The sequence below is a fragment of the Pseudomonas crudilactis genome (assembly GCF_013433315.1).
GTDB classification, from domain to species: Bacteria; Pseudomonadota; Gammaproteobacteria; order Pseudomonadales; family Pseudomonadaceae; genus Aquipseudomonas; species Aquipseudomonas crudilactis.
Window position 1 is genome coordinate 1 of record NZ_WXVV01000032.1, and the last position, 16166, is coordinate 16166.

Consider the following 16166-nt stretch of genomic DNA (forward strand, 5'->3'; position numbering starts at 1 on the left):
GGCGTTGCCGGTCAGAACGAGGTTTTCCAGGTTGGCGCCCAGCGTCCAGTCGACCGAAGAGCGAACAGTGTCGATTTCACTGATCAATGTACTGCTCTCGGTGATGGTGTCGCCGACGTTGTCGACGATGTAGGTGTCATTGCCCAGTCCGCCTTCCAGGCGGTCGGCACCGAGGCCACCGTCGAGAATGTTGTTGCCGTCGTTGCCGACCAGACGGTTGCTGACTTCGTTGCCCGTGGCGTTGATGTTGTCACTGCCGGTCAGCAGCAGGTTCTCGACGTTGGCGCCAAGGCTGTAGCTGACACTGGCGAAAACCCGGTCGAGTGCGGTCAGCGAAGCGTCGGTTTCGATCACCACGTCGTTGACGTTATCGACGTAATAGGTGTCGACGCCAGCGCCGCCGATCATGGTGTCCGCGCCGAGACCGCCATCGAACGTATTGTTTTGATCGTTGCCGGTCAGGGTGTTGTTCAGACTGTTGCCAGTGCCATTGAGGGCGTTGCCGGTCAGAACGAGGTTTTCCAGGTTGGCGCCCAGCGTCCAGTCGACCGAAGAGCGAACAGTGTCGATTTCACTGATCAATGTACTGCTCTCGGTGATGGTGTCACCGACGTTGTCGACGATGTAGGTGTCATTGCCCAGACCACCTTCTAGGCGGTCGGCGCCGAGGCCACCGTCGAGAATGTTGTTGCCGTCGTTGCCGACCAGACGATTGCTGACTTCGTTGCCCGTGGCGTTGATGTTGTCGCTGCCGATCAGCAGCAGGTTTTCGACGTTCGCGGCGAGGCTGTAGCTGACGCTGGCGAAAACCCGGTCGAGTGCGGTCAGCGAAGCGTCGGTTTCGATCACCACGTCGTTGACGTTATCGACGTAATAGGTGTCGACGCCAGCGCCACCTTCCATGCGGTCGGCACCGAGGCCACCGTCGAGCGTGTTGCTGCCATCGTTGCCGACCAGGCGGTTGCTGACTTCGTTGCCGGTGGCGTTGATGTTGTCGCTGCCGATCAGCAGCAGGTTCTCGACGTTGGCGCCGAGGGTGTAGCTGATGCTGGAAAACACCCGGTCGAGTGCGGTCAGCGAAGCATCGGTTTCGATGACCACGTCGTTGACGTTATCGACGTAATAAGTGTCGATGCCCGCGCCGCCGATCATGGTGTCCGCGCCGAGGCCGCCATTGAGGGTGTTGTTCAGGTCGTTACCGGTGAGCGTGTCGTCAAAGGCTGAGCCGATAGCATTTTCGATCTGCGCACCGTAGGCAATCGCCAAACCATCATTGAGCAGGTTGGTGCCGTCGGTGAACGCTTTGCCTATTTGACTGAAGGCTCCTTCGTTGAGATTCAGGCTGACGGCCGCTAACTGGTTACTGGCATCAATCGTATCGTTGCCGCCGGCGTCCCAGATGGTCTCGAAAACCGATTGATTGGCGCCCCATTTGTATACGTTGTCACCGTTCTGCCAAAGCATGTTGGCACCGTATAGCTTCTGGATTGCCAGGATATCCAGCAACATGGGCGTGGTTGGCTGGAACGAGTAGGCATTGTTGTAACTCATGACCGTGAAGTGCGAGTCGTCCAGCAACGGCGAAATCACGTTGCTGTTGGATGCACTGGCTTCGAAAGGATGCTTGAGGCCCAGCGCATGACCGATCTCATGCACGAACGTCATGTAGTCGTAAGTGCCTTTGCCCGGGTCCGGATTGTTTGTCGATGGCCCGATCCATACGTCGCCTGCCAATGGCGTTCTATCTGGAAAGTACGCCCACGCAGCGGTCTTCGGATCCATGCCCGCGTATCCACCGAATCGCAGATCGCCAGCGCTGTTGATGTTGTCACTGACCAGTGTGAACTTGATGTTCGCCACCGAACTCCACGTGCTGAGGGCGCTGGTTATAGCCGTCTGTTGCGCGGTGGTCAGGTTGAAACTGTTCAGGAATTCGTTGTCAGGGCTGTAATCCTTGGCGAAGTACGATTGGCCGGGTGTTACAAAACTGTAGGTCAGCCGTGTCGAAAAAAAATCTTCACCGCCAAAGTCGGGGCTCAGCCACTGCGTGCCATAGATCAGGCTATCAGTCTGAGCATTGCCGGTTAAAAACGACGATTGGGTGAGTGCATAGCCAAGTGGAGACGACATTCGAATATCCTGAGAGGGTTTGCGACCGTCCTGATGTGGTCGCTACTGGCGATAATTTTGTATCAGATCCTGCGTCAATTGATATCACTGAGCCATTACTTTTTTTCAGCGCAACGTCAGAAAACTGACTCAGTGATATATCGGAAAGGTTGGCAATATCTGCAGGAAAACCTGTTGTTATCCTTGCGCGGGTCAACGCGCATCAATATTCGACGAGACATCCCATGATCACCCTCATCCGTGAAACCTTCCCTGTCGGCCCGCTCCAGTGCAATTGCACCATCATCGGCGATCCGGTCACAAAGAAAGCCATCGTTGTCGACCCCGGAGGCAATCCGGACATGATCATGGCGCGGCTCGATGCGCATGGTCTGAAAGTCGTCAGCATCATTCACACCCACGCACACCTTGATCACTTTCTCGCTTCGGGGCAGATGAAAGAAAAAACCGGGGCGACCCTGCATTTGCACAAAGAAGACCAGTTCCTCTGGGACAACCTCGAAATGCAATGCCAGATGTTCGGTGTGCCATACACCCCGGTGCCATCGCCAGATCGATGGTTGAGCGATGACGAAGAGTTGGCCTGTGGTTGTGGTGTGGCGCTGCATACGCCTGGACATACACCCGGTTCCATGAGCTTTTGGTTTTCCGAGGCTAAGCTGTTGATAGCTGGCGACACGCTGTTTCGTCGCGGCGTAGGGCGCACGGATTTGTGGGGCGGCGATCAGGCGACCATCGTGCGTTCGATCAAGCAGCGGCTATATACGCTGGACGAGGATGCGACCGTGGTGACCGGTCACGGGCCGGATACGCGTCTGGGTGATGAAATGCGCGAAAACCCGTTCGTCAGGGCCTAAATATTTTGTCACGAGTGTCCGGCGGAATTTTTGTGCATTGTCATGATCAAACGCCCGCGCAGGTCCATTAGCCAATTGGGCCGCTGCACCACAGAATGCGAAAACCAGGAGCTCTCCATGTTCACCACGCGTCGTTTGATTATTGTCGCTACTGCCGTGGCCGTGCTGTCCGGCTGCGCCTCGCCTAACCCGTATGACAATCAAGGCCAGGCCGACGGTGGCTCGCAAGGCATGAGCAAAACCGCCAAGTACGGCGGCCTGGGTGCTCTGGCCGGTGCGCTTGCCGGCGCCGCTATCGACCACAACAATCGCGGCAAAGGTGCCTTGATCGGTGCCGCCGTGGTGGGCGCTTCCGCTGCCGGTTACGGCTACTACGCCGATCAGCAGGAAAAGAAACTGCGCGCGAGCATGGCCAATACCGGTGTTGAAGTGCAGCGTCAGGGCGATCAAATCAAACTGATCATGCCGGGCAACATCACTTTCGCCACCGATTCGGCGAATATCGCTTCCAGCTTCTACCAACCGTTGAACAACCTCGCGGGCTCGTTGAAAGAGTTCAGCCAGAACCAGATCGAAATTGTCGGCTACACCGACAGCACCGGCAGCCGCCAGCACAACATGGACCTGTCCCAGCGTCGTGCGCAGAGCGTGGCGACCTACCTGACTTCGCAAGGTGTCAGCGGTGCCAACCTGTCGGCCCGTGGTGCCGGTCCCGATAACCCGATTGCCAGCAACGGTGACGTCAATGGCCGGGCGCAGAACCGCCGCGTTGAAGTCAACCTGAAGGCGATTCCGGGCCAGCAGTATGGTGGTCAGCAGCAACAGCAGCCGGGCACGGTTCAGCAGTATCCGTAAGCGAATGCCTGAATGAAGAAATGCCCGGTCCTGTGATCGGGTATTTTTTGTCTGGCCTGTGCCGGCCCCTTCGCGAGCAAGCTCGCTCCCACATTTGAAATGCATTCCCCTGTGGGAGCGAGCCTGCTCGCGAAGGGGCCGCTACAAACACCGAAGATTACAGACACAAAAAAGCCCCCGGGACACATCACTGTCCGGGGGCTTTTTGTTTGTCAGCGAAGGCTGATTACTTCTTCAGACCATAGTGCTCATCGAGCATGCCCGGCGAGTTCGGGGTCTTCGGTGCGTAATCACGTGGCGGCTCCTGGTCGCGCGGTGGCGTCAGGCGTTCACGTGGCGCGACTGCCGCGTCAGCGTGCAGGGCAGCGATCAGGCGCTGGCGGGTCTGCTCGTCCAGGGCCAGACGATTGGCGCCCTCGGCGAGATGATCCTGCACTTCCTGATAGCTCTGGGTCAGCTTCTTGACCAGCATCGCGGTGCTGTTGAAGTGGGTGACCACTTCGTTTTGATAACTGTCGAAACGCTCCTGGATATCATCCAGTTGACGCTGCGTACGGCTCGGCGCGGCGTTCGGCGCAACGCGCGCGATCAGGAATCCAATGGCGACACCCACAACCAGGGCAAGAGTCGGTAACAACCAAACTAAGAGCGAGTGTTCCACGAGTCCTTCCTCTATAAACGGCTTTGCTTTACGTTAACGGCTCGAACCTGCGCTGTATACCGCGATTCACTCGCAATAGATTGGCACAGACAATTTGCTAGACGAGTCGACCCGATTCGAGGTCACGGAGTTCCTTCCTTGCTGATGCGTGAAACCCCTGTAGTGATTGATGGCCCTATCGGCCAGATCGAAGCTTTGTACCTGGATAATGAACAGCCGCGCGGCATCGCGCTGATCTGCCATCCGAACCCGGTGCAGGGCGGCACCATGCTCAACAAGGTCGTCTCGACCCTGCAGCGCACCGCGCGCGACGCGGGCCTGATCACCTTGCGTTTCAACTATCGCGGCGTTGGTGCCAGCGAAGGTTCCCACGACATGGGCACCGGCGAGGTCGACGACGCTCAGGCTGCCGCCAAGTGGCTGCGTGATAAACACCCGGATCTGCCGCTGACCCTGTTCGGTTTCTCCTTCGGAGGATTTGTTGCAGCAAGTCTCGGCGGTCGACTCGAAGCGCAGGGCGTACAGCTCAAGCACCTGTTCATGGTTGCGCCGGCGGTGATGCGTCTGGGCGAGCAGGATCAACTGCCGCAGCAGGGTGAACTCACGGTGATCCAGCCGGAAACCGACGAGGTCATCGATCCGCAGCTGGTTTACGACTGGTCGGAAAAACTCCAGCGCCCCCATGAGCTGCTGAAAGTGGCAGAATGCGGACACTTTTTTCATGGCAAGCTGACCGATCTCAAGGATCTGATCCTGCCGCGTCTCTCGAATTGATTGCAGTCTGACAAGCGATTACCCATGACGAACCGTACCCGAATCCTCACCGGCATCACCACCACCGGCACGCCGCACCTGGGCAACTACGCCGGCGCCATCCGCCCGGCGATCCTCGCCAGCCGCGACAGCAATGCCGACTCGTTCTACTTCCTGGCCGACTACCACGCCCTGATCAAATGCGATGACCCGCTGCGCATCCAGCGTTCGCGTCTGGAAATCGCCGCGACCTGGCTGGCCGGTGGCCTCGATGTCGACCGCGTGACTTTCTACCGCCAGTCCGACATCCCGGAAATCCCTGAACTGACCTGGCTGCTGACCTGCGTTGCCGCCAAGGGCCTGCTCAACCGTGCGCACGCCTACAAGGCGTCGGTCGACAAGAACGTCGAAACCGGTGAAGACCCGGATGCTGGCATCACCATGGGCCTCTACAGCTACCCGGTGCTGATGGCCGCAGACATCCTGATGTTCAACGCGCACAAAGTGCCGGTCGGTCGTGACCAGATCCAGCACGTGGAAATGGCCCGCGATATCGGCCAGCGTTTCAACCACCTGTTCGGTCAGGGCAAAGAATTCTTCACCATGCCCGAAGCGCTGATCGAAGAAAGCGTGGCGACGTTGCCAGGCCTCGACGGGCGCAAGATGTCGAAGAGCTACGACAACACCATCCCGTTGTTCTCCAGCGCCAAAGAGATGAAGGACGCGATCTCGCGGATCGTCACCGACTCCAAGGCGCCAGGCGAAGCCAAGGATCCGGACAACTCGCACTTGTTCACGCTGTTTCAGGCCTTCGCCACGCCGGCGCAGGCGGACGAGTTCCGCAGCGAACTGCTCGGTGGTCTGGGTTGGGGCGAGGCGAAGAACCGTCTGTTCCAGTTGCTCGATAACGATCTCGGCGAAGCGCGCGAGAAGTATCACCAGTTGATCGAGCGCCCGGCAGACCTGGAAGACATCTTGCAGATCGGTGCGAAGAAGGCCCGTGCTGTGGCAACGCCGTTCCTCAACGAACTGCGCGAAGCCGTCGGCCTGCGCTCCTTCGTCAATCAGGTTCAGGTTGCTGCGACGACCAAAAAGAAAGCCGCGAAAGCCGCGCGTTTCGTCAGCTTCCGCGAAGACGACGGCAGCTTCCGTTTCCGTCTGCTGGCAGCCGATGGCGAGCAACTGTTGCTGTCGCGCAACTTTGCTGACGGCAAAGCCGCAGGGCAGGTGACCAAACAGCTGCAATCCGGCCAGCCACTGGACGTGCGCAGCGAAGACCTGAGCTTCAGCATCTGGCTGGACGGCGAGTGCGTTGGCGACAGCCCGGCATTCGCTGACACTGCTGCGCGGGACGCGGCCATCGAGGCTCTGCGCGTCGCGCTGACCCCGGTTCAGGACTAATCGGCGGCACGGTCCGACCAAGGGCCGATTGCCATTCCCACGGGCCGTCGCTACAGTGACCGCCCGTTTTTGTTGCCTTGCTAACGAATTATGACGCCCCTAGAACGATACCAAGCTGATCTGAAACGCCCGGACTTCTTCCATGACGCCGCGCAGGAGACTGCTGTGCGTCATTTGCAGCGTCTGTACGACGATCTGATCGCCGCCGATCAAAACAAGCCGGGCCTGCTGAGCAAGCTGTTCGGCAAGAAGGATCAGACGCCGGTCAAGGGCCTGTATTTCTGGGGCGGCGTGGGTCGCGGCAAAACTTACCTGGTCGACACCTTCTTCGAAGCGCTGCCGTTCAAGGAAAAGACCCGAACCCACTTCCACCGCTTCATGAAGCGCGTGCACGAAGAGATGAAAACCCTTGGCGGCGAGAAAAACCCGCTGACCATCATCGCCAAGCGTTTTTCCGACGAGTCGCGGGTGATCTGCTTCGATGAATTCTTCGTTTCCGACATCACCGACGCGATGATCCTCGGCACGCTGATGGAAGAGTTGTTCAAGAACGGCGTGACCCTGGTCGCGACCTCGAACATCGTCCCGGACGGTCTGTACAAGGACGGGCTGCAACGCGCGCGCTTCCTGCCGGCCATCGCGCTGATCAAGCAGAACACTGAGATCGTCAACGTCGACAGCGGCGTCGACTACCGTCTGCGTCACCTCGAACAAGCGGAGCTGTTCCACTATCCGCTCGACGAAGCCGCTCACGAAAGCCTGCGCAAGAGCTTCAAGGCACTGACGCCGGAATGCACGGCTGCGGTCGAGAACGATGTGCTGATGATCGAGAACCGTGAGATCCGTGCCCTGCGTACTTGCGACGACGTGGCCTGGTTCGACTTCCGCGAACTGTGCGACGGCCCGCGTAGCCAGAACGACTACATCGAATTGGGCAAGATCTTCCACGCCGTGCTGCTCAGCGGTGTCGAGCAGATGAGCGTCACCACCGACGACATCGCTCGTCGCTTCATCAACATGGTCGACGAGTTCTACGACCGCAACGTGAAGCTGATCATTTCCGCTGAAGTCGAGCTGAAGGATCTCTACACCGGCGGCCGTCTGAACTTCGAATTCCAGCGTACGCTGAGCCGTCTGCTGGAGATGCAATCGCACGAATTCCTGTCACGGGCGCACAAGCCTTAAGCAGAATCGCGAAACAAAAAAAGGGCCTGCAATTGCAGGCCCTTTTTTATGTCCAGAATTCACCGCAATACCCTGTAGGAGTGAGTCTGCTCGCGATAGCGGTGGATCAGTCACATAAATGCTGCATGGACGGACGCAATCGCGAGCAGGCTCACTCCTACATCGGTTTGTGTAGGGGCAGAGGGTTACGCAGCCTGCTGAAACTGCTGCCGATACTGATTCGGCGACAGCTCGGTGTGCTGACGGAACAACCGCGCAAAGAAGCTCGCATCGTCGTAACCGACCTCATAACTGATGGTCTTGATGCTCTTGCGGCTGCCGGACAGCAAGCCTTTTGCCGTCTCGATGCGCAGGCGTTGCAGGTAATGCAGCGGCTTGTCGCCAGTCGCAGTCTGGAAGCGTCGCATGAAGTTACGAATGCTCATACCGTGCTCGCGGGCGACGTCTTCGAAGCGGAACTTGTCGGCGAAATGCTCTTCGAGCCAGTGCTGGATCTGCAGAATGATCACGTCCTGATGCAGTTTCTGCCCGCCAAAACCGATGCGACCCGGCGCGTAGCTGCGCTGCACTTCATAGAGAATATCGCGGGCCACGGCTTGTGCGACGTTGGCCCCGCAGAAGCGCTCGATCAAGTAAATGTAGAGGTCGCAGGCCGAGGTGGTGCCGCCGGCGCAGTACAGGTTGTCGGCATCGGTCAGGTGCTTGTCCTGATTGAGATAGACCTTTGGAAAGCGCTCGGCGAAGGCATTGAAGAAGCGCCAGTAGGTGGTCGCTTCCTTGCCGTTGAGCAGGCCGGCCTCGGCCAGCCAGAACACCCCGGTGGCTTCGCCGCATAACACCGCACCGCGGGCATGCTGTTCACGCAGCCAGGGCAACACTTGCGGATAACGGCCGCACAGCGTGTCGAAATCGTCCCAGAACGCCGGGAGGATAATGACATCGGCGTTTTCCAGGCCGCCGTCGACCGGCATCACGACGTCACTGAAACTGTTCACCGGTTTGCCGTCGGGGCTGACCAGGCGTGTTTCGAATGCCGGTGTCAGGCCATGGCCCAATTGTTTGCCATAACGCAGGCTGGCCAGATGGAAGAAATCCTTGGCTTGCATGAGAGTGGAAGCGAAAACCCGGTCGATTGCCAGGATGCTGACGCGCCGCAAGGGCGTGGAGACTTGCTTGGACATAATTCAACTTTTGTTTTGTTTTTATAAGGGAAAGTGGTCACCAGACGGCTGGATCGTCTTATTTTTTGTCGGATGTGTCCAGTGTCCTGTGTCAGAGGGGAGGCTTAGTCTCTGAAGGTCATCTCCCACCAACAACAAAGAAAGGTGCCGCATGATCCCCAGAACCTTGTTCAGCTCCGAGCACGAATTGTTTCGCGACAGCGTACGAACCTTCCTCGAAAAAGAGGCGGTGCCGTTTCATGCGCAATGGGAGAAGCAAGGCTATATCGACCGCAAACTCTGGAACAAGGCAGGCGAGGCGGGGATGCTCTGCTCGCACCTGCCGGAAGAGTATGGTGGGTTGGGGGCGGATTTTCTTTACAGCGCGGTGGTGATCGAGGAGGTCGGTCGATTGGGTTTGACCGGTATTGGTTTCTCGCTGCATTCGGACATTGTCGCGCCGTACATCCTGCATTACGGCAGTGAAGCGCTGAAACACAAATACCTGCCTAAACTGGTCTCGGGCGAGATGGTCACGGCCATTGCCATGACCGAGCCGGGCGCCGGTTCCGATCTGCAAGGTGTGAAGACCACCGCTGTTCTGGACGGTGACGAATATGTGATCAACGGTTCGAAAACCTTTATCACCAACGGCTTTCTGGCGGACTTGGTGATCGTGGTCGCCAAGACCGACCCGAAGGCCGGCGCCAAGGGCACCAGCCTGTTTCTGGTGGAAGCGAATACGCCGGGCTTCGACAAGGGCAAGCGCCTGGAGAAGGTCGGCATGAAGGCGCAGGACACCTCCGAGTTGTTCTTTCAGGATGTGCGCGTGCCCAAGGAAAACCTGCTGGGGCAGGCCGGGGCAGGGTTTGCTTATCTGATGCAGGAGTTGCCGCAAGAGCGTCTGACGGTGGCCATTGGCGGTTTGGCCTCAGCCGAAGCGGCGTTGCAGTGGACGTTGGACTACACCCGTGATCGCAAGGCCTTCGGCAAAGCGATTGCCGACTTTCAGAACACGCGCTTCAAGCTGGCAGAAATGGCCACCGAGATTCAGATCGGCCGAGTCTTCGTCGACAAATGTCTGGAACTGCACCTGCAAGGCAAGCTGGATGTGCCAACTGCGGCGATGGCGAAATACTGGGGCACTGACCTGCAATGCAAGGTGCTCGACGAGTGCGTGCAGTTGCATGGCGGTTACGGCTTCATGTGGGAGTACCCGGTGGCCCGGGCGTGGGCGGATGCGCGCGTGCAGCGGATTTATGCCGGCACCAATGAAATCATGAAGGAGATCATTGCGCGCTCGCTTTGATCTTCGCTGCATTGGCTGGCCTCTTCGTGAGCAGGCTCGCTCCCACAGGGGATCACCGTACCTGTGGGCGCGAGCCTGCTCGCGAAGCTTTTAACGGTCGATCAAGGCGCAGGATTCGGATGATCCTTGTGAATCGCCTCAATCCCTGCCAGCACTTCATCGGAAAGCTTCAGATCGAAACTGGCAATGTTGCTGTCCAGTTGCTCAAGCGTCGTTGCCCCAATGATATTGCTGGTGACAAACGGTTGCTGAGTCACAAAAGCCAAAGCCATCTGCGCCGGATCCAGGCCATGTTCATGGGCCAGTGCCACATAGCGGCTGCACGCTGCTTCCGACTGCGCATTGAAATAGCGGCTGAAGCGGCTGTAGAGACTCAGACGACCTTTCGGCGGGCGAGCGCCACCCTCGTACTTGCCTGAGAGGAAACCAAACGCCAGCGGCGAATAGGCGAGCAAGCCGCATTGTTCGCGGATGGCGATTTCCGCCAGACCCACCTCGAAGCTGCGGTTGAGCAGGTTGTACGGGTTCTGGATCGACACCGCACGCGGCCAGCCACGGGCTTCGGCCAGCGCCAGAAAACGCATGGTGCCCCACGGGGTTTCGTTGGACAGGCCAATGTGGCGGATCTTGCCGGCCTTTACTTGCTCGTCGAGCGCCTCAAGGGTGTCTTCGAGCGGGGTCAGGTTGGCTTCGATCTTGTGTTTGTAGCCCAGCTGTCCGAAAAAGTTGGTGCTGCGCTCCGGCCAGTGCAGTTGATACAGATCGATGTAGTCGGTCTGCAGGCGCTCGAGGCTGGCATCCACCGCTGCGGTGATGTGCTGCCGGTTGTGACGCAGGTTTTTGTCGCGAATGTAGTCGATGGTGTTGCCGGGTCCGGCAATCTTGCTGGCGAGGATCCAGTCGGCACGGTCGCCGCGACTTTTGAAGTAATTGCCGATATAGCGCTCGGTGGTGGCGTAGGTTTCGGCTTTCGGCGGCACCGGGTACATCTCGGCGGTGTCGATGAAATTGATCCCGGCCTCTTTGGCCCTTTCTATCTGCGCGAAGGCTTCAGCTTCAGTGTTTTGCTCGCCCCAGGTCATGGTGCCGAGGCAGATTGCACTCACGTTCAGGTCGGTACGGCCTAGCTGGCGATAGTCCATCGGGTGCTCCTTGGGCAAAACAATCATAAAAGCAGGTTGAAATATTTTTCGCAATCTGCATAATTGCCGACCTCTTTCTGCAGTGGAAGTGATGCGCCGCCGCCGAAGAATCTTGCCGTTGAACGGACGCGCCGACCCGAGCCCCCGAAAGCGTCTGTATCCGGCTGCCTTTGACTTGTCAAAGTACGCACTATTCAGTAAGATCCGCCGTCTAATTTACAGGGCGGCCCCTGAGGCTATAAAGAATGAAAACTTTTACTGCTAAACCGGAAACAGTAAAGCGCGACTGGTTTGTCGTCGACGCTGCTGGTCAGACCCTGGGTCGTCTGGCCACCGAAATCGCGAGCCGTCTGCGTGGCAAGCACAAGCCTGAGTACACTCCTCACGTTGACACCGGCGACTACATCGTCGTAATCAATGCTGAGCAGATTCGTGTTACCGGTGCTAAAACCACTGACAAAATGTACTACTCCCACTCCGGTTTCCCGGGCGGCATCAAGTCGATCAACTTTGAAAAGCTGATCGCTAAAGCCCCTGAGCGCGTGATCGAGACCGCGGTTAAAGGCATGCTGCCTAAAAACCCACTGGGTCGCGACATGTACCGTAAGCTGAAAGTCTATGCGGGCGCTGCACACCCACATACTGCTCAGCAGCCCCAAGAACTGAAGTTTTAACGGAATAGTACATTATGTCGGCGACTCAAAATTACGGCACTGGCCGTCGCAAGACCGCAACCGCACGCGTTTTCCTGCGTCCGGGTACTGGTAACATCTCCATCAACAACCGTTCGCTGGAAAACTTCTTCGGCCGTGAAACTGCCCGCATGGTAGTTCGCCAGCCGCTGGAGCTGACTGAGACTGTCGAGAAGTTCGACATCTACGTCACCGTGATCGGCGGTGGTGTAAGTGGTCAAGCTGGCGCAATCCGCCACGGCATCACTCGCGCTCTGATGGACTACGACGAAACCCTGCGTGGCGCTCTGCGCAAAGCTGGCTTCGTTACTCGCGACGCCCGTGAAGTTGAACGTAAGAAAGTTGGTCTGCGTAAAGCGCGTAAGCGTCCGCAGTACTCGAAGCGTTAATTCCGCTTCCACGTTCAAAAAGAACGCCCGCCTCCTCACGGAAGCGGGCGTTTTTTTATGCCTGTGATTTATCAAAGAATTGCGCTGCGACAACTTGCCACTTCCGTAGACCCCCTATACTGCAAGGCTTGAGGGTAAGAGCTCCGGGTAATTCCCTTGTCAGAATTGGGGCTTTTCATTACCATCTCGGCAAAATTTTTATAAGTAACATTGATTTATTTAGTAGATGCCTGATTTAACAGGCCACAAAAGCTGATGGGAGAGGACTGAATGAGCAATGACGGCGTGAATGCAGGCCGGCGTCGCTTCTTGGTAGCAGCCACATCCGTGGTGGGTGCTGCAGGAGCGGTGGGGGCTGCGGTCCCGTTCGTGGGGTCATGGTTTCCCAGTGCCAAGGCGAAAGCCGCTGGTGCACCGGTGAAAGTGAATGTCAGCAAAATCGAGCCAGGACAGCAGATGATTGCTGAATGGCGCGGCCAGCCGGTGTTCATTGTTCGTCGTACCGAGGAAATCCTGGGGAATCTCAAGAAGATCGAAGGCCAGCTCTCCGATCCAACCTCCAAAAACTCCACGCAACCTACCTATGTCGACCCTGAAGTGCGCTCGATCAAGCCGGAAATTCTGCTGCTGATCGGGATCTGCACACACCTGGGTTGCTCACCAACTTTCCGTCCCGAAGTGGCACCTGCGGATCTCGGTAAAGACTGGGTCGGTGGCTATTTCTGCCCTTGCCACGGTTCTCACTACGATCTGGCTGGCCGCGTCTACAAGTCGCAACCTGCGCCTTTGAACCTGCCAGTTCCCCCGCATTCCTATGAGACCGATGACCTGATTGTCATTGGCGTCGATACGGAGAAAGCGTGATGAGCAAGTTCATGGATTGGGTTGATGCGCGCTTCCCTGCGACCAAAATGTGGGAAGACCATCTCAGCAAGTATTACGCTCCAAAAAACTTCAACTTCTTCTACTTCTTCGGCTCCCTGGCGCTGCTGGTGCTGGTGAATCAGATCGTCACCGGTGTCTGGCTGACGATGAGTTACACGCCGTCGGCAGAAGAAGCCTTCGCTTCCGTTGAATACATCATGCGTGACGTCGAGTACGGCTCGATCCTGCGTCTGCTGCACTCGACCGGTGCTTCGGCGTTCTTCATCGTGGTTTATCTGCACATGTTCCGTGGTCTGCTCTACGGCTCCTATCAGAAGCCGCGTGAGCTGGTCTGGGTCTTCGGCATGCTGATTTATCTGGCGCTGATGGCCGAAGCCTTCATGGGGTATCTGCTGCCGTGGGGCCAGATGTCGTACTGGGGTGCCCAGGTGATCATCTCGCTGTTCGGTGCGATTCCGGTGATCGGCAACGACCTGACCCAGTGGATTCGTGGTGACTATCTGATCTCCGGGATCACCCTGAACCGCTTCTTTGCCTTGCACGTTGTCGCGCTGCCGATCGTGATTCTCGGTCTGGTGGTGCTGCACATTCTGGCGCTGCACGAAGTCGGTTCGAACAACCCTGACGGCGTCGACATCAAGAAGCACAAAGACGAAAACGGCATCCCGCTGGATGGTATCGCCTTCCACCCGTACTACACCGTGAAGGACATTGTCGGTGTTGTGGTGTTCCTGTTTATCTTCTGCTTCATTGTGTTCTTCTTCCCGGAAATGGGCGGTTACTTCCTCGAAAAGCCAAACTTTGAGCAAGCCAACCCGTTCAAGACGCCAGAACACATTGCCCCGGTCTGGTACTTCACGCCGTTCTACGCAATCCTGCGTGCGATCCCGGACAAACTCATGGGTGTTATCGCCATGGGCGCGGCGATTGCGGTGCTGTTCGTACTGCCATGGCTGGATCGCAGCCCGGTCAAATCGATGCGCTACAAAGGCTGGATGAGCAAGATCTGGCTGGTGGTGTTCTGCATTTCGTTCGTGATTCTCGGCATTCTCGGTGTGCTTGCGCCGACGCCGGAGCGAACCTTGCTGTCGCAGGTCTGCACCTTCCTGTACTTCGCCTACTTCATTCTGATGCCGTTCTACACCAGGCTCGAGAAGACCAAACCGGTTCCGGAAAGGGTGACTGGCTGATGAAAAAGTTATTTTTTGCTCTGATTTTTGCTGCGTTGCCTGTGCTGTCTTTCGCCGCTGAACACGGTGGTCCGGAGCTGGAAAAAGTCGACATCGATGTCTCCGATAAAGCTGCCTTGCAGGACGGTGCGCGCACCTTCGCCAACTATTGCATGGGTTGCCACAGCGCCAAGTTCCAGCGTTACGAACGGGTTGCCGATGATCTCGGCGTGCCGCACGAACTGATGCTGGAGAAGTTGGTGTTCACCGGCGCCAAGATCGGTGATCACATGACCATCGGTATGCAGCCGGCGGACGCCAAGACCTGGTTCGGCGCGGCACCACCGGATCTGACTCTGGTCGCTCGTGTGCGTGGCACTGATTGGCTCTACGGTTACCTGAAGTCGTTCTACGAAGATCCGGCACGCCCATGGGGCGTGAACAACAAGGTCTTCCCGAACGTCGGCATGCCTAACGTGCTGGTCGGCCTGCAGGGTCGTCAGGTCGTGGGTTGCAAGCAGGTGCAGATCGTCGAAGACGGCAAGAAGCAATATGATCCGCTGACCGGCACGCCTCTGACCCATGAAGCGTGCGATCAACTGACCATCGTGCCGAAATCCGGTGCTCTGAACGAAGAGCAGTTCGATGAGAAGGTCAAGAATCTGGTAACCTTCCTGGCTTACTCGGCTAACCCGGTTAAGCTGCAACATCAGCGCATCGGTACTTATGTCTTGCTGTACCTGGCGTTCTTCTTTGTGTTCGCCTACCTGCTCAAGCGTGAATACTGGAAAGACGTGCACTGATACGCTTCAAGCATTGCTGTTAATCGCGCGCGCCCAAGGGCGCCTCCGATAGCGCAACTCTGGTCAGCCAGACGTTGCGGGAGGCGCCCTCTGGGCGCGCGCGTTTTTCCGGTTCCGACAAATTCAACAAGCGAGGAGGATCGCCATGGGCGTGACCAATCGGTTGGCCTGTTACTCCGACCCCGCCGACCACTATTCCCACCGAGTGCGCATCGTGCTTGCAGAGAAGGGTGTCAGCGCCGAGATCATTTATGTGGAAGCTGGTCGCCAGCCGCCTAAACTGATTGAGGTAAACCCTTACGGCAGTCTGCCGACGCTGGTCGATCGTGACCTGGCGTTGTGGGAGTCGACCGTGGTGATGGAATATCTGGATGAGCGTTACCCGCATCCGCCATTGATGCCGGTTTATCCGGTGGCGCGTGCCAACAGTCGTCTGCTGATTCACCGTATTCAGCGTGACTGGTGTGGTCTGGTGGATCTGATCCTGGATCCGAAGAGCAAGGAGGCCGCGCGAGTCGTGGCGCGCAAGGAATTGCGTGAAAGCCTGACGGGCGTGTCGCCGCTGTTTGCCGACAAGCCGTTTTTCCTCAGTGAGGAACAAAGTCTGGTGGATTGCTGCCTATTGCCAATACTCTGGCGTTTGCCGATTCTGGGTATTGAACTGCCGCGGCCAGCCAAGCCGCTGCTTGATTATATGGAGCGCTCGTTTGCGCGTGAGGCTTTCCAGGCGAGTCTGTCTGGTGTCGAACGCGATATGCGCTAAGGCTTAAGGAGC

The 16166-nt window shown here is 57.6% G+C and carries 16 protein-coding genes; 12 read left to right on the forward strand and 4 right to left on the reverse strand.

All coding sequences use genetic code 11. The features are described 5' to 3' along the window. Positions 1 to 2130, reverse strand: a 2130-nt coding sequence (locus GTU76_RS26995; protein WP_281368149.1) for a M10 family metallopeptidase C-terminal domain-containing protein, incomplete at its 3' end; no start/stop codon positions are given. A gap of 224 nt (positions 2131 to 2354) precedes the next feature. On the opposite strand from GTU76_RS26995, the gene GTU76_RS27000 reads away from it, so the two are divergent. Both GTU76_RS27000 and GTU76_RS27005 read left to right on the forward strand, forming a co-directional pair. Beyond that, complete coding sequence (locus tag GTU76_RS27000; protein WP_016985154.1) at positions 2355 to 2987, forward strand: MBL fold metallo-hydrolase; 633 nt, start codon at positions 2355 to 2357, stop codon at positions 2985 to 2987. 117 nt (positions 2988 to 3104) lie between these two features. Further along, a complete protein-coding gene (locus GTU76_RS27005; RefSeq protein WP_016985153.1) occupies positions 3105 to 3842 on the forward strand; it encodes a YiaD family glycine zipper/OmpA-like lipoprotein in 738 nt (245 codons plus the stop codon). A gap of 226 nt (positions 3843 to 4068) precedes the next feature. Here GTU76_RS27005 and GTU76_RS27010 read toward each other — a convergent pair whose 3' ends face one another. After that, on the reverse strand, positions 4069 to 4503 hold the full coding sequence (locus GTU76_RS27010; protein ID WP_007917055.1) for a Z-ring associated ZapG family protein: 435 nt from the start codon (positions 4501 to 4503) through the stop codon (positions 4069 to 4071). Positions 4504 to 4647: 144 nt separating this feature from the next. On the opposite strand from GTU76_RS27010, the gene GTU76_RS27015 reads away from it, so the two are divergent. The 3 genes from GTU76_RS27015 to zapE all read left to right on the forward strand — a co-directional run bounded on the left by GTU76_RS27015 (position 4648) and on the right by zapE (position 7842). After that, a complete protein-coding gene (locus GTU76_RS27015) occupies positions 4648 to 5277 on the forward strand; it encodes an alpha/beta hydrolase (protein WP_026000612.1) in 630 nt (209 codons plus the stop codon). A 24-nt stretch (positions 5278 to 5301) separates the two neighbouring features. Then, complete coding sequence (locus GTU76_RS27020; protein WP_180700001.1) at positions 5302 to 6657, forward strand: tryptophan--tRNA ligase; 1356 nt, start codon at positions 5302 to 5304, stop codon at positions 6655 to 6657. Positions 6658 to 6747: 90 nt separating this feature from the next. Next, entirely contained in the window at positions 6748 to 7842 is a 1095-nt protein-coding gene (gene zapE / locus GTU76_RS27025) for a cell division protein ZapE (protein ID WP_016985150.1), read from the forward strand. Positions 7843 to 8027: 185 nt separating this feature from the next. Here zapE and GTU76_RS27030 read toward each other — a convergent pair whose 3' ends face one another. Then, positions 8028 to 8924, reverse strand: coding sequence for a GlxA family transcriptional regulator (locus GTU76_RS27030; RefSeq protein WP_175555647.1), 897 nt, complete (start codon positions 8922 to 8924; stop codon positions 8028 to 8030). Between the two features lie 250 nt (positions 8925 to 9174). Between GTU76_RS27030 and GTU76_RS27035 the strand changes: the two genes are divergently transcribed. Next, positions 9175 to 10311, forward strand: a complete 1137-nt coding sequence (locus tag GTU76_RS27035; RefSeq protein WP_007917034.1) for an acyl-CoA dehydrogenase family protein — start codon at positions 9175 to 9177, stop codon at positions 10309 to 10311. Between the two features lie 101 nt (positions 10312 to 10412). Here the strand turns inward: GTU76_RS27035 and GTU76_RS27040 are convergent, their stop codons facing one another. Beyond that, complete coding sequence (locus GTU76_RS27040; RefSeq protein ID WP_016985148.1) at positions 10413 to 11453, reverse strand: NADP(H)-dependent aldo-keto reductase; 1041 nt, start codon at positions 11451 to 11453, stop codon at positions 10413 to 10415. A 245-nt stretch (positions 11454 to 11698) separates the two neighbouring features. On the opposite strand from GTU76_RS27040, the gene rplM reads away from it, so the two are divergent. The 6 genes from rplM to GTU76_RS27070 all read left to right on the forward strand — a co-directional run bounded on the left by rplM (position 11699) and on the right by GTU76_RS27070 (position 16154). Then, positions 11699 to 12127 (forward strand): 50S ribosomal protein L13, encoded by a 429-nt coding sequence (gene rplM / locus GTU76_RS27045; protein WP_007917032.1) that lies wholly within the window; start codon positions 11699 to 11701, stop codon positions 12125 to 12127. A gap of 14 nt (positions 12128 to 12141) precedes the next feature. Next, the gene (gene rpsI, locus GTU76_RS27050; RefSeq protein WP_008080273.1) at positions 12142 to 12534 is read left to right on the forward strand and encodes a 30S ribosomal protein S9; all 393 of its coding nucleotides are present in this window, start codon (positions 12142 to 12144) and stop codon (positions 12532 to 12534) included. A gap of 270 nt (positions 12535 to 12804) precedes the next feature. After that, on the forward strand, positions 12805 to 13398 hold the full coding sequence (petA, locus tag GTU76_RS27055; protein ID WP_007917031.1) for a ubiquinol-cytochrome c reductase iron-sulfur subunit: 594 nt from the start codon (positions 12805 to 12807) through the stop codon (positions 13396 to 13398). Continuing rightward, positions 13398 to 14609 (forward strand): cytochrome b, encoded by a 1212-nt coding sequence (locus GTU76_RS27060; protein WP_016985147.1) that lies wholly within the window; start codon positions 13398 to 13400, stop codon positions 14607 to 14609. The genes petA and GTU76_RS27060 overlap by 1 nt, the downstream gene beginning before the upstream one ends. Next, a complete protein-coding gene (locus GTU76_RS27065; protein ID WP_008080280.1) occupies positions 14609 to 15391 on the forward strand; it encodes a cytochrome c1 in 783 nt (260 codons plus the stop codon). The genes GTU76_RS27060 and GTU76_RS27065 overlap by 1 nt, the downstream gene beginning before the upstream one ends. A 145-nt stretch (positions 15392 to 15536) precedes the next feature. Further along, complete coding sequence (locus tag GTU76_RS27070; RefSeq protein ID WP_007917025.1) at positions 15537 to 16154, forward strand: glutathione S-transferase N-terminal domain-containing protein; 618 nt, start codon at positions 15537 to 15539, stop codon at positions 16152 to 16154. Positions 16155 to 16166: the final 12 nt, after the last annotated feature.

Coding starts and splice junctions, on each gene's coding strand:
- GTU76_RS27000 (WP_016985154.1), top strand. CDS start 2,355: ATGATCACCCTCATCCGTGAAACCTTCCCTGTCGGCCCGCTCCAGTGC.
- GTU76_RS27005 (WP_016985153.1), top strand. CDS start 3,105: ATGTTCACCACGCGTCGTTTGATTATTGTCGCTACTGCCGTGGCCGTG.
- GTU76_RS27015 (WP_026000612.1), top strand. CDS start 4,648: ATGCGTGAAACCCCTGTAGTGATTGATGGCCCTATCGGCCAGATCGAA.
- GTU76_RS27020 (WP_180700001.1), top strand. CDS start 5,302: ATGACGAACCGTACCCGAATCCTCACCGGCATCACCACCACCGGCACG.
- zapE (WP_016985150.1), top strand. CDS start 6,748: ATGACGCCCCTAGAACGATACCAAGCTGATCTGAAACGCCCGGACTTC.
- GTU76_RS27035 (WP_007917034.1), top strand. CDS start 9,175: ATGATCCCCAGAACCTTGTTCAGCTCCGAGCACGAATTGTTTCGCGAC.
- GTU76_RS27040 (WP_016985148.1), bottom strand. CDS start 11,453: ATGGACTATCGCCAGCTAGGCCGTACCGACCTGAACGTGAGTGCAATC.
- rplM (WP_007917032.1), top strand. CDS start 11,699: ATGAAAACTTTTACTGCTAAACCGGAAACAGTAAAGCGCGACTGGTTT.
- rpsI (WP_008080273.1), top strand. CDS start 12,142: ATGTCGGCGACTCAAAATTACGGCACTGGCCGTCGCAAGACCGCAACC.
- petA (WP_007917031.1), top strand. CDS start 12,805: ATGAGCAATGACGGCGTGAATGCAGGCCGGCGTCGCTTCTTGGTAGCA.
- GTU76_RS27060 (WP_016985147.1), top strand. CDS start 13,398: ATGAGCAAGTTCATGGATTGGGTTGATGCGCGCTTCCCTGCGACCAAA.
- GTU76_RS27065 (WP_008080280.1), top strand. CDS start 14,609: ATGAAAAAGTTATTTTTTGCTCTGATTTTTGCTGCGTTGCCTGTGCTG.
- GTU76_RS27070 (WP_007917025.1), top strand. CDS start 15,537: ATGGGCGTGACCAATCGGTTGGCCTGTTACTCCGACCCCGCCGACCAC.